Annotated in this window: 14 protein-coding genes; 11 read left to right on the top strand and 3 right to left on the bottom strand. The window is 69.9% G+C overall.

The genetic code is table 11. From position 1 onward, the window contains the following. Positions 1–23: 23 nt before the first annotated feature. From ABZ656_RS06400 to ABZ656_RS06380, 5 genes are all read left to right on the top strand, one after another. On the top strand, positions 24–857 hold the full coding sequence (locus ABZ656_RS06400) for a hypothetical protein (RefSeq protein WP_360265143.1): 834 nt from the start codon (positions 24–26) through the stop codon (positions 855–857). Next, entirely contained in the window at positions 854–1,798 is a 945-nt protein-coding gene (locus ABZ656_RS06395; protein WP_360265131.1) for a hypothetical protein, read from the top strand. The genes ABZ656_RS06400 and ABZ656_RS06395 overlap by 4 nt, the downstream gene beginning before the upstream one ends. Positions 1,799–2,046: 248 nt before the next feature. Further along, positions 2,047–2,622 (top strand): FABP family protein, encoded by a 576-nt coding sequence (locus tag ABZ656_RS06390; RefSeq protein WP_075026947.1) that lies wholly within the window; start codon positions 2,047–2,049, stop codon positions 2,620–2,622. A gap of 73 nt (positions 2,623–2,695) precedes the next feature. Beyond that, the gene (locus tag ABZ656_RS06385) at positions 2,696–3,133 is read left to right on the top strand and encodes a transcriptional repressor (protein WP_099921901.1); all 438 of its coding nucleotides are present in this window, start codon (positions 2,696–2,698) and stop codon (positions 3,131–3,133) included. A gap of 9 nt (positions 3,134–3,142) precedes the next feature. Continuing rightward, complete coding sequence (locus tag ABZ656_RS06380) at positions 3,143–4,108, top strand: folate-binding protein YgfZ (RefSeq protein WP_101404273.1); 966 nt, start codon at positions 3,143–3,145, stop codon at positions 4,106–4,108. 13 nt (positions 4,109–4,121) lie between these two features. On the opposite strand, the gene dtd is transcribed toward ABZ656_RS06380, so the two are convergent. Then, positions 4,122–4,559, bottom strand: a complete 438-nt coding sequence (dtd, locus tag ABZ656_RS06375) for a D-aminoacyl-tRNA deacylase (RefSeq protein WP_101407999.1) — start codon at positions 4,557–4,559, stop codon at positions 4,122–4,124. A gap of 236 nt (positions 4,560–4,795) precedes the next feature. Between dtd and ABZ656_RS06370 the strand changes: the two genes are divergently transcribed. The 3 genes from ABZ656_RS06370 (at position 4,796) to ABZ656_RS06360 (ending at position 8,420) form a co-directional block, all read left to right on the top strand. After that, positions 4,796–5,521: an AmfC protein gene (locus ABZ656_RS06370; protein WP_101404274.1), complete on the top strand. Its 726-nt coding sequence runs from the start codon at positions 4,796–4,798 to the stop codon at positions 5,519–5,521. Between the two features lie 238 nt (positions 5,522–5,759). After that, on the top strand, positions 5,760–6,737 hold the full coding sequence (locus ABZ656_RS06365) for an asparaginase (protein WP_360265125.1): 978 nt from the start codon (positions 5,760–5,762) through the stop codon (positions 6,735–6,737). A 390-nt stretch (positions 6,738–7,127) separates the two neighbouring features. Next, positions 7,128–8,420, top strand: coding sequence for a GNAT family N-acetyltransferase (locus ABZ656_RS06360; protein WP_360265122.1), 1,293 nt, complete (start codon positions 7,128–7,130; stop codon positions 8,418–8,420). A gap of 214 nt (positions 8,421–8,634) precedes the next feature. Here the strand turns inward: ABZ656_RS06360 and ABZ656_RS06355 are convergent, their stop codons facing one another. Then, positions 8,635–8,820, bottom strand: a complete 186-nt coding sequence (locus ABZ656_RS06355) for a hypothetical protein (RefSeq protein ID WP_360265119.1) — start codon at positions 8,818–8,820, stop codon at positions 8,635–8,637. Positions 8,821–8,990: 170 nt separating this feature from the next. Here ABZ656_RS06355 and ABZ656_RS06350 point away from each other — a divergent pair, with 170 nt between their 5' ends. Further along, the gene (locus ABZ656_RS06350) at positions 8,991–9,899 is read left to right on the top strand and encodes a GntR family transcriptional regulator (RefSeq protein ID WP_101404277.1); all 909 of its coding nucleotides are present in this window, start codon (positions 8,991–8,993) and stop codon (positions 9,897–9,899) included. Between the two features lie 18 nt (positions 9,900–9,917). Here ABZ656_RS06350 and ABZ656_RS06345 read toward each other — a convergent pair whose 3' ends face one another. After that, positions 9,918–10,106, bottom strand: a complete 189-nt coding sequence (locus ABZ656_RS06345) for a hypothetical protein (RefSeq protein ID WP_101404278.1) — start codon at positions 10,104–10,106, stop codon at positions 9,918–9,920. A gap of 214 nt (positions 10,107–10,320) precedes the next feature. Here ABZ656_RS06345 and ABZ656_RS06340 point away from each other — a divergent pair, with 214 nt between their 5' ends. Together ABZ656_RS06340 and ABZ656_RS06335 are read left to right on the top strand one after the other, a co-directional pair. After that, entirely contained in the window at positions 10,321–11,202 is an 882-nt protein-coding gene (locus ABZ656_RS06340) for a GntR family transcriptional regulator (RefSeq protein WP_360265115.1), read from the top strand. Next, entirely contained in the window at positions 11,151–11,939 is a 789-nt protein-coding gene (locus ABZ656_RS06335) for an HAD-IA family hydrolase (RefSeq protein WP_101404280.1), read from the top strand. The genes ABZ656_RS06340 and ABZ656_RS06335 overlap by 52 nt, the downstream gene beginning before the upstream one ends. Positions 11,940–12,139: the final 200 nt, after the last annotated feature.

Below are 12,139 nucleotides of genomic sequence, written 5' to 3'. Positions count from 1 at the left end.
TGGAGTCTGCGCCCGAGCCCGCCGTGGAGTCTGCGCCCGAGCCCGCCGTGGAGTCCGCGCCCGAGCCCGCCGCGCCCGAATCCGTCGCCCCCGTCAAGAAGCCCCTCCGCCGGGGGCGCATCGCCGCCGTCGCCGGTTCCGTGCTCCTCGTCGCGGCCGTCGTCGGCGGTGCCGGCTACACCGTCGTGACCGTCCAGGACGCCGACCGGGACCCCGGCGCGCCGTCCTGGACCTTCCCGCACGCCGCCCACGACGACGCCAAGTCGGCGAAGGCCCCCGCGGGACTCGCCGCGATGCTCGTGCCGTACGGCACCGAGGGCTGGAGCCGGGGCCCGGACATCGGGGAGTTCGGCTCCGACGCCTCGCTCAGCGGGCCCGAGGCCACCGCTCTGCGCAAGGAGGCGCTGCGGGATCTGCCGCGTTCCCAGCGGCGGGAGCTGGAGAAGCGGATCGACAAGCAGCACACCAAGGGCATCGCGATGCGCAGCTACCTCAGCACCTCCAACGGGTACGCCTCCACGCTGTACGCCGACAGCGCCTTCACCATGAGCGTCGAGCTGGCCCAGATCGAGGACAAGGCGGCGGTGAAGGGCATGTCGACGTTCCAGAACGAGTTTCTCGACGCCCTCAAGATCTTCCGCAAGGGTCCGGAGATCAAGGGCCACAAGAACGCGAAGTGCTTCCTGCCGCCCAAGGACAAGGACGAGAAGCTCGACATGATGGTCTGCTCCGGCTACCAGGGCGACGTGCTGGTCAGCGCGACCGCCTACGGGGCCAAGCCGTTGGACACCAAGGGTGTCGCGATGCTGCTGCGCGAGCAGCTCGACCGCATCGCCGAGCCGGGGGAGGCGGTATGACCGAGCAGACGGGCTCCGTCGAGGACGCGGCGGCGACGCCCGTCGAGGGCGGGACCACGGCGCCGGTCGAGGCGCAGGCCGCGCTGTCATCCGCGCCCGAGGCGCCGGCCGCGGTCGTCGACCCGGAGGTGCCGTCCACGGCCGTCGGGGCCGAGGTGCCCCCGGCCCGGGTGCGCAAGGACCGTCGGGTGCTGCGGGCCGTGCTGCGCTGGACCGCCGCCACCGTGGTCTTCGCGGCGGTCGGCACGTCGGTCGCGTACGGCATCACCCGCATGGACCGTACCGACGTACCCGGTCTGGCGACGGAGTCGGACGGGCGCTGGGACTACCCGACCATCACCCGGCCGCCGCTGCCCTCCGGCAGCCCGCGCCCGCTCGCCGAGTCGAACAAGACCGGCACCCACTACGCCGACCTGCGCAGGCTCGTGCTGCCCGCCCCGAAGGGCGCACACGTCGACACGGCGCTGCGCGGGACGGACGGCTGGCTGGCGACGAAGACGTTCCTGGCGGAGTACGCCACGCGGGACGACCGGGAGACGGTCGGGCAGCAGCTGACCGACAACGGTCTGCGGCACATCGCGGCCCGCGGCTGGACGACGCCGGACGGCACGCACACCCGGATCTACCTGTTGCAGTTCGACTCGGCCGTCGTCGCGGACGAGGTGAACTCGCCCGGGCTGACCAGCTACAACATGCCGAACTACGCGGTGCGCGGCGCCGAGCGGACGATGGCCGACGACCGGTTCCCGGACCGCGCCGCGGTCGACGACGTGGTCCGTCACGCGTACGACGAGATCAAGCCGTACGGCGCCGAGCAGGTCCGCCAGGCGTACCTCTCGGCCGGGGACACCCTCGCCCTGATCGTGCAGTCCCGCAAGGGCGCCGCGAAGGCGGTCCCGTTCCAGCAGACGGTGGTCCTCCAGAGCCAGCTGCTCGGCTGACCACGCCTGGGCGTAACTCGCGGAGAACCGTCCAGGAGTACCTCGCAGAGAGCCCCGAGCCCCGGCCCACTAAGCTGGGGCTCGGCTCTTGTACCGCCCACCCCGCTCATCCGAGGAGCACCCCGTGGAGATCTTCTTCGAAACCCTGCTGGTCCTGGTCTGCGTCGGCGTGATCGCCTTCGCCGGGCTGACCGTGAAGAAGCTGTACCAGGGCCAGCGCTGACCCCCATCGAGGAACTGCCGAGCTCATGATCGAGATCCCGTCCGACCTGCACAAGGACCTGCTTCCCCTTGCCTTCCTGCTCGGCGACTGGGCCGGTGCGGGCGTTCACGACTTCCCCGGCTCCGAGAAGTGCAACTTCGGGCAGGAGGTCACCTTCACCCAAGACGGACGGGACTTCCTGGAGTACCACTCGCGCACCTGGGTGCTCGACGCCGACGGGAACAAGGTCCGGCCGCTGGAGACCGAGTCGGGCTTCTGGCGCATCGACGGCAACCGCAAGGTCGAGGTCGTCATGATCCGCGACGACGGCGTCGTCGAGATCTGGTACGGCGACCTGGCCGCCAAGCAGCCGCAGATCGACCTGGTCACCGACGCTGTGGCGCGCACCGCCGCGGCCGCCCCGTACAGCGGCGGCAAGCGCCTCTACGGCTATGTGAAGAGCGACCTCATGTGGGTCGGTGAGAAGCAGACCCCCGAGGTCGAGCTGCGCCCCTACATGTCCGCGCACCTGAAGAAGGTCGTCACTCCGGAGGACGTCGAGCGCTGGGCCAAGGCCCTCCCCGACGACATGCCGGACGACGGAATCGCGTTCTTCAAGTAGTCCGGAAGTGGTCGGGCCGGTTCAGCGGCTCTCCTCAGGTCGGCAAATCCCGGAATGGTCCTAGACTTCCTGTGTGGTGAGCACCGACTGGAAGAGCGACCTGAGGCAGCGCGGCTACCGGCTGACGCCGCAGCGCCAGCTTGTCCTCGAAGCCGTGGACACCCTGGAGCACGCGACCCCCGACGACATCCTCATCGAGGTGAGGAAAACGGCGTCGGGGGTCAACATTTCCACCGTCTACCGGACCCTGGAGCTCCTGGAGGAGCTCGGTCTGGTCAGCCACGCGCACCTCGGGCACGGCGCGCCGACCTACCATCTCGCCGACCGGCATCACCACATCCATCTGGTCTGCCGGGACTGCACGAACGTCATCGAGGCCGATGTCTCGGTCGCCGCCGAGTTCACCGCGAAGCTCCGGGACACGTTCGGCTTCGAGACGGACATGAAGCACTTCGCGATCTTCGGCCGGTGCAAGGACTGTTCTCTCAAGAGTTCAACTACCAAGTCGTAGGCTGGGTATATGAAGAGCCCCCTCCTGTCCCTGCCCGGCGCCGTCCCCGCCGAAGGCGTGGATGAACAGGTCGCAGCCCATTACGGTGACCTGTTCCGCGAGCAGCGCGCCCTCGCCGACGGCACCGGCTTCGTGGACCTCTCGCACCGCGGTGTCGTCGCCGTCACCGGTGAGGACCGGCTGAGCTGGCTGCACCTGCTGCTCACCCAGCACGTCATGGACCTCCCGGCGGGCCGCGCCACCGAGGCGCTGATCCTCTCCGCGCACGGCCACATCGAGCACGCGCTGTACCTCGTCGACGACGGCACCACCACCTGGGCCCACGTGGAACCCGGCACCCAGGACGCGCTGCTGGCGTACCTGGAGTCGATGAAGTTCTTCTACCGCGTCGAGACCGCCGACCGCACGGACGACTTCGCGGTCGTGCACCTGCCGGCCGGTTCGATCGCCGAGGTCCCCGAGGGCGTGGTCGTACGCGAGACGCCGTACGGGCGTGATCTCTTCCTGCCGCGTACGGACCTGGAGTCCTACGCCGAGAAGGCCGGTCCGCCGGCCGGGCTGCTGGCCTACGAGGCGCTGCGCGTCGAACACCACCGTCCGCGGCTCGGTTTCGAGACCGACCACCGCACGATCCCGCACGAGCTGGGCTGGATCGGCACCGCGGTGCACCTCCAGAAGGGCTGCTACCGGGGCCAGGAGACCGTCGCCCGCGTACAGAACCTGGGCAAACCCCCGCGCCGGCTCGTCTTCCTGCACCTGGACGGCAGCGAGGTCCATCTGCCGCCGCACGGCGCCGAACTGCGCCTCGCGGACGACGGCCCCGACGGCCGGAAGATCGGCTTCATCACCACCTCCGTACGCCACCACGAGCTCGGCCCGATCGCGCTCGGCCTGGTGAAGCGGAACGTGCCGCTGGACGCGCGGCTGCTGGCGGACACGACGGCGGCGGCGCAGGAGGTCGTGGTCGAGCCGTAGGGCCTCCGACCGGTCACATCTCCAGGAGCACGGTGAACGGGCCGTCGTTCGTCAGCGAGACGCGCATCTGCGCGCCGAACCGGCCCGTCGCCACCGTGGCGCCCAGCGCGCGGAGCTGGGCCACGACCTCGTCGACGAGGGGTTCGGCGACATCGCCGGGGGCGGCCGCGTTCCAGGTGGGGCGGCGGCCCTTGCGGGCGTCGCCGTACAGGGTGAACTGGCTGATGACGAGCAGCGGCGCGTCGATGTCGGAGCACGACTTCTCGTCCGCCAGCATCCGGATGGACCAGAGTTTGCGGGCGAGTTGGGCCGCCTTCTCCTTGGTGTCGTCGTGCGTGACACCGACGAGGACGCACAGCCCTTCGCCGTCGATCGCTCCGACCGTCTCCGGACCGTGTTCCCCGTTCACGACGACGCTCGCGCCGTCCACCCTCTGCACCACCGCACGCATGGGAACCATCATGCCGTGCGGGGAGGAGCCCTCCTTCACGGGGCTGAATGCCTTCGCGCGTGATCCCCTGACCTCTTTCGAGGGGTCCTTTGGGGGTTTCTTTTTGCTCCTTACCCCCCCATCTGGGGCCGATCGGGGGCACTCGGTCACATAGCGGCCACTTGGGGTGGCACGATGCGTGTGTTGCGGTGCAACCGTGGGGTGGACCGCGCCGGTCGAGGGGACGGTAGAGGCACATGAGCACACCGAGTACCGGGCAGCAGCCGCCCGGGGCTGTGTCGTTGACCCGTACGAGTCCGCGGGCGGGGGGCGGTCGTACGGGGGTTCATCGTCCTCCCGTGCAGCGCACCGACAGTCCGCTGCCCCCGGACCCGCCCGCGCCCGAACTGCCCCTGCTGCGGCTGCCCGAACTGCGGACCCTGCGGCGCGACGCGCAGCGCGACGAGGCCGACCTCAGCTATGTACGGCGGCTGCTCCAGGGGCGGATCGACATCCTGCGGGCTGAGCTGGCGCGCCGCGGGGGACTGCGGGCGCCCTCCGCGCCGTCGGGATCGCCGCTGGTCTCGGGCTTGGGAACGAGTCCGGGGCTGCGCCCGGCCGGGGGGAGGGGAGCGGGTTCCGGCTCCGGTTTCCGTGAGGCGTCGGTCGTCGACCGGCTCCCCGAGATCCTTAGGGACGCGCCGGCCCGGCACCGTTCGTCGGCCCGCCATGTGACAGTGGGCACACCGTACGGCGAGGAGTACCGGCGGCTGGCCGCGGACATGCTCGCCGAGGTGGAGCTGTCGGACCTGGAAGCACGTACGGACGACGAGCTCGGCGCGGGGATGGGACGGCTCGTGCGCTACGAGCAGCAGGTCTCCCGGCGGCGCCAGCGCCTGCAGCGGACCGCCGACGATTGCAGTGCCGAGATCGCCCGCAGGTACCGTGATGGGGAAGCACAAGTAGACGACCTGCTCATGTGACGCGGTGGCCCCCGGCGATCCCGGGGGCACGTGCGACGGCTGCGGCGGCGCCGGCGGTCCGGGACATCCGGGGCCGGGCCCCATGGCTCCGCCCGGTTCCGCGGTCGTGGCGGCCGCGCCCGGGAACGGCCCGGGCCGCGGTCGTGGGGCTCGGCCGGGGATACGCCGTCGGGGGACCTCCCGTACGGCGCCGCGGTTCGATCACCGGGCGGGTCCCTGTCATGGAAGGCCACCGCCGATGTCCGCCGCCGCTCCTGCCGTCCCCGCAGACCCCTTCATACCGCCTGTTCTCGCCGAGGTCGTCCGTTCGGGATTCGTCGAGGGGCGTCATCGGGGCAGCCTGGTGCTGCTGGGCGCGGACGGGTCGGTCGAGCTGGCGCTGGGCGAGGTGACCGCGCCGGTCTTCCCGCGCTCGTCGAACAAGCCGATGCAGGCGGCGGGTGTGCTGCGGGCGGGGCTGGACCTGGCCGGCGAACGGCTGGCTCTCGCCGCCGCCAGCCACTCCGGGGAGGCCTTCCACCGCGATCTCGTCCAGAAGATGCTGGCCGAGCACGGGCTGGACGCCGGGCAGTTGCAGTGCCCGCCGGATCTGCCGCTGGACCCGGCGGAGGCGGAGACGTATCTCGCCGGAGGCGCGGTCCGTGACCGGGTCACCATGAACTGCTCCGGCAAGCACGCGGCGATGCTCGCGGTGTGCGCGCTGCGAGGCTGGCCCCTGGACTCCTACCTGGACCCCGGGCATCCACTCCAGCAGCTCATCCACACGGTGGTCGAGGAGGCGGCGGGGGAGCCGGTGGCGGCGGTCGGTACGGACGGCTGCGGTGCGCCGCTGATGGCGATCAGCCTCACAGGCCTTGCCCGTGCCTTCCGTTCCTTCGTCCTCGCCGTCCCCGGCTCCGCCGAACGTCGTGTCGCCGACGCCATGCGTGCCCACCCCGAGTACGTCGCCGGGACGCGCCGTCCCGACACCTGGCTCATGCGCGAGATACCCGGTGCCCTCTCCAAGATGGGCGCGGAGGCCGTCCAGGCGGTGGCCCTCCCCGACGGCAGGGCCCTCGCCTTCAAGATCGACGACGGCGCCACCCGAGCACTCGGCCCCGTCCTCGCCCGCGCCCTGTCCCTCCTGGGCACGCAATCCCCGATCCTCTCCAGAATCGGCCACGCTCCCCTGACGGGCGGAGGCGTTGAGGTGGGCGAGATCCGAGCGGTGTTCTAGGCCCGGCCCCCGAACGTTCCTCGCCCCCGCCGCCCCTACCCGTCCCATCCCCGGGGGCTCCGCCCCCAGACCCCCCGGGGGCTCCGCCCTCAGACCCCCCGGGGGCTCCGCCCTCAGACCCCCCGGGGTGCGTTCTTCGGCTGCGGGTGGGTGGGGGACTGGGCGCGCGGTTCCCCGCGTTCCTGAAGGGGTGCCGGCGCGTATCTTTCAGCCTGTCCGGCGTTTGAGGACGAGGCCGTTCAGGCCGATCGGAGGTTGGGGGGCGGAGCCCCCGAGTGGAGATGATGGGGGTCCCCCTGGTCGAGCGAAGCCGAGAGCTTGTGGGAGGGCAGGGGCGGCCGGGGTGAAAACGGTGCGACGAGGACGTGCTCGGCGCCCTAGCGTGAACCCATGAGCCGTCGCGAAGAAATCGACGTACGAACGATCACAGAGACCGAGATCCCGGCCTGGATCCGCGCGCTGAACACGGGGTTCCTGCGCTCCCCGGCCGTATCGGACCAGGAGATCACCAACCGCGGTTCGATCATCCTCCCGCAGCGAACCCTCGGCGCATTCGACACAGACCTCCCCCACTCTCGACTTCGTTCGAGCGGGGGGACATCCGTCGTAGCCACCTTCCGATCGTTCCCGCAGCAGCTCACCACCGTCGGCGGCACCCCCGTCCCCGCCGACGCCATCACCAACGTCTCCGTCACCCCCACCCACCGCCGCCGAGGCCTCCTCACCCGCATGATGGCCACCGACCTCACCGCGGCGAAGGACCGCGGCGACGTGGTCGCCACCCTCATCGCCGCGGAGTACCCGATCTACGGGCGGTACGGCTTCGGCCAGGCCACCACCGCCACCGAGTGGACCATCGACGTCTCCAGGTCGGGCCTGGACCCCCGCTGGTCGGGCCCGCCCGACGGCGCCCGGATCGACCTGGTGGACGGCGAGGACGTACGCAAGCTCGGCCCGGACCTGCACGACCGCCTCCGTCGCACCCAGCCGGGCACGGTCGACCGCGACGAGCGCTGGTGGCAGATCAACACCGGCGCACTGAGCCTGAGCGACGACTCGTGGAAGGAACCCTTCTACGCCGTGTACCGCTCGGCGACCGGCGAGGTCGAAGGCCTGGTCTCGTACGAGTCGGACGACAACTGGGGCGACGTCAAGCAACCGCTGAACACGGCGGAAGTGAACTGGCTGATCACGGTGACCCCGGCGGCCGAACGCGCCCTGTGGCAGTACCTCTGCTCGATCGACTGGATCGCCCACGTCAAGACCGGCTGGCGCGCCCCCGACGACCTGCTCCCGCACTTCCTCCCCGATCCGCGCGCCGCCCGCATCACGACCCAGGCGGACTGGCTGTGGGTGCGGATCCTGGACGTCGTACGGGCTCTGGAGGCGCGTACGTACGCGAGGTCCGGGACCTTGGTCCTGGATGTCACCGACGGGGACGGACTCTCCGCCGGGCGCTACCGCCTGGAGGCCGGGCCCGACGGGGCGACCTGCGCACCCACCACGACGACCGCCGATCTCACCCTGAACGTGGGTGAGTTGGCGGCCCTGTGGCTGGGCGACGAGTCGGCGGTGCGGCTCGCCGCGCTCGGGCGGGTGCGGGAAGAACGAGAGGGCGCCGCCGTCTTCGCCGACGCCCTGCTCCGCACGTCCAGGCGACCGTGGTGCCCGGACATCTTCTGATTCCGATTCCGAATGGTGTGGCCTGTACTGCCGGTGTGGTGGTGCGCGGTGTGCTGCGGGTGCTCCTTCCGGTTCCGTCGGTGCGTGGTGGTGCACTGCATCCGTAGCCGTGCGGTTGTTCGGTGGTGCGGTGGTGCGGTACGGACTGACCGAGCTCCCGGCTCCCCTCCGGAGGGGAGCCCGGTCAGCCGGACTGCCGGACGATGGCGTCCGATCAGCCGGACTGGGCGAGCAGCATCACGAGCAGGACGGCTCCGATGCCGCTGATGGTGGTGTTCTTGGCCCTGAGGCCGACGGACAGCGCGACGAACGCGATGATGCCCAGCGGCCCGTACTTCCACTGGATGAGTTGCTCGAATCCGATGGCGAGGGCGGCGACGGCGAGGGCGATGAGCGGCATGACGTTCCCTCCTTGGGGTCCTGGGGAGGACGACTGTGGCGGCCAACCCTCGGGAAGTGTGACCATGTTGTGCAAGTTGGCAACCAACTCACTGATAGTTATCTCCGCGTTGGGTCGACTCATAACCACCTATCCCGCAACTGCCCAAAGATGGCGCGAAGTTGTAGTGTTTGGTCGTGGAGCCGGAACACGCCTCCGTCAATGGACGGAACAGGTCACCACGGCCACAGAGGTCACACCGCGAGGTGGCCGACGAGCTGCGCAGCCGGATCAGGTCCGGCCGGCTGCGGCCGGGGCAGCGCATGCCCACGCAGGCCAAGCTGGCCGACGAGTTCGGTGTCGAACGCGGGGCGGTCCGGCAGGCGCTGCGCATCCTGCAGTCGGAACATCTGCTCGTCAATGTGTCCAAAGGGAGCCCGGCGACTGTCGCCGACACCCTGGAACGGGCTCTGACCGGCCCGGAAGCCTCGCCGCAGCCCACCACGGTGGCACTCGGCGGCCGGATCACGACCGCCTTCGAAGCCCCGCACGTGGAGATCGACGCGCTGTGCCTGACGTCGATATCGCTCACCCTTGCCATGGGCGAACCCCTCCGGCAAATTCACGCGGGCCGAATAAAACCGGCCAGGGTGGACGTCCGCGTGCTGCTTCCCAGCAGTGACATCGACCTCGCCTTTCCCGCGCCGGTGGACGCCTCGGCGGCCGGCCGGCTCCAGCGCAGCTGGCTGACCAACCGAAACGCCCAGGGCCAGGTGCTGCGCCACAACCTGCTCGCCCTGCGCGCCACGCACGGCATCGACGTCAACGTCACCTTCCGCGCGCTCCCCTTCACCCCGCCGGTGAAGTTGTACCTGCTCAACGGGGTCGAGGCACTCTTCGCGTACTACACGCTGACCAGGCGCGAGGAGGAAGTGGACCACGAGTACCTGGAGATGTACGACGTCCAGGGCACCCAGTCCATGCTGTTCCCCTTCGCGCAGGGGACCGGGCTGCGGGACACCACGTTCGTGGAGCAGTCCCACCTCTGGTTCAACGCGCTGTGGGAGACCATCAGCTCGAAGCTGCTGCTCTCGAGCTGACCGACTCTCCCCTGCACGTCACAGGGCGGGACCCGCGACCATCAGGGCGAGGACGACCGCGCCGATGGAGCTGCAGGTGGGGCTCTTCGCCTTGATGCCGACGGTGAGGAGCAGCAGGCCGATGACGCCTGTCGTGCCGTACTGCCACTGCACGAACTGGTCGAAGCCGACGACGAAGAGGGCGGAGAGAAGGGCGATGGCGGGCATGGGCGGTTCTCCTGCTTCTACTGTGGCGTGGTGGTTCCTCTGGGGTGTGCGATGGTGAGGCCGGGTGAGTCGGTGACGGACTCGGGTGGGGGAGGCAAAACTTCCGCCAACTTGGCCAAGTTGGTGACCAACTCTGATTAAGTTGTCCCCACTTGGCTAGTAGCCATAAACAACTTTCAAACAACTCCCCGTAGATGGGCGAGAGTTGTAGCGTTTGGTCGTGACCCAGGAGAACGTTGCAGTGAACGGCAGCAGAAGGCTCTCGCCCCAGGAGATCGCCGACGCCCTGCGGGATCGGATCCGGGCCGGTGAGCTCAAGGCGGGCGACCGTCTGCCAACTCAGGCCGAGTTGGCAGAGGAGTTCGGTGTCGAGCGGGGCACCGTTCGCCAGGCCCTGCGCGCGCTTCAGGACGACGGACTGCTGAGCAACGTCAGCAAGGGCAGCCCCCCGCGGATCGCGGAGCCGCCGGCCTCGGCCCGGAACGAGCCGCAGACGACGATGGTCGGACTGGCTCCCCGGCTGGCGGACGCGTTCTCCGCGCCGCACGTCCGGGTCGACGCCGCCTGCCTGACCGCCGAGACCCTGATGCTGGCGCTCGGCGAACCCGTCCGCCAGATCCACGAGGGCCGCATCCTCCCGGAGTCGATCGACGTCCGTATCCTGCTCCCGTCCCGGGACATCAACCTCGCCTTCCCGGTCCCCGTCGACGGCCGCGGTGACGACGACCCGGTCCATGAGCGCTGGCTCGCCCAGCGGAACGCCCAGGTCCACGTCCTCCAGCACAACCTGCGCGCCCTGCGTTCCTCGCACGGCATCGACGTACGCGTGGCGTTCCGGGCCCTGCCCTTCACCCCTCCCGTGAAGCTGTATCTGCTCAACGGCGTCGAGGCCTTGATCGCCTACTACATGGTCATGCGGCGCGAGGAGGAGGTGGCCGACGGAATGCTGGACATGTACGACGCCGTGGGCTCGGAGTCCCTCCTCTTCTCCTTCGAGAAGAGGACCGGTCAGCGGGACGCCGCGTTCGTGGAGCAATCCCAGAAGTGGTTCGACGCCCTCTGGGAAACCATCACCACGGACCTGACACTCTCCTAGTGACTTCTGATACGGCGCAGACCGAACCTGTGGCAGCAGAGACCGATAACTTGCGGGAAGTGATCGAACGCGCTCGCTTTGTGCTCTTCGACTTCGACGGGCCGATCTGTCGGCTGTTCGCGGGGCACTCCGCGGAGGACGTGGCGAAGGACCTGGTGGAGTGGCTGGAGCGACAGGGGCTGCGGGGACTGCTCACCGTGGAGGAACAGGTTCACCCGGATCCGATGGTCGTCCTCTACGCCGTCCACCGCCGCCATCCGCACAGCGATCTGGTGAGCGAGCTGGAGGAACGCCTCACCCAGCAGGAACTCAAGGCGGTGCCGTCCGCCTGGCCCACCGCGTACGCGGACCCGCTGATCCGGACCTGGAGCGCGGTCGGTGCACGGCTGGCCATCGCGACCAACAACTCGGCCCGCACGGCCACGGGTTACCTCGCGAGCCGGGATCTCACAGGCTGCTTCGCCCCCAACATCTACGGCCGGGGCCAGGACCTGCACCACCTCAAACCGGACCCGCACTGCCTCAACCGCGCCCTGAACGCCCTGGGCGCCGCCCCCGCCGCCGCCCTGATGATCGGCGACGCCCCCTCGGACTACGAGGCCGCCCGCCAGGCCGGCGTTCCCTTCCTCGGCTACGCCCGCACCGCCTACAAGGAGAAGCTCCTGCGCGACGCGGGCGCCGAGGACGTGGTGAGCTCACTGGAACCGGTGCTGAGGGTGCTTCGGGGGTCGGCCTGAGGTGTCGGGCTTGAAGTGTCGGGCCTGAGGTGTCGGGCCTGAGGTGTCGGGCCTGAGGTGTCGGGCCTGAGGTGTCGGGCTTGAAGTGTCGGGCCTGAGGTGTCGGGCCTGAGGTGTCGGGCCTGAGGTGTCGGGCCTGAGGTGTCGGGCCTGAAGCGTCGGGCCTGAAGTGTCGAGCCCCCAGGTTTTGGGCCTGAGGG

Origin of the sequence: Streptomyces sp. NPDC007095, from assembly GCF_040634475.1 — a bacterium.
Lineage (GTDB): Bacteria > Actinomycetota > Actinomycetes > Streptomycetales > Streptomycetaceae > Streptomyces.
The sequence above is the reverse complement of the archived record's forward strand: the minus strand, read 5'-3'. Positions and strand labels throughout refer to the sequence as shown.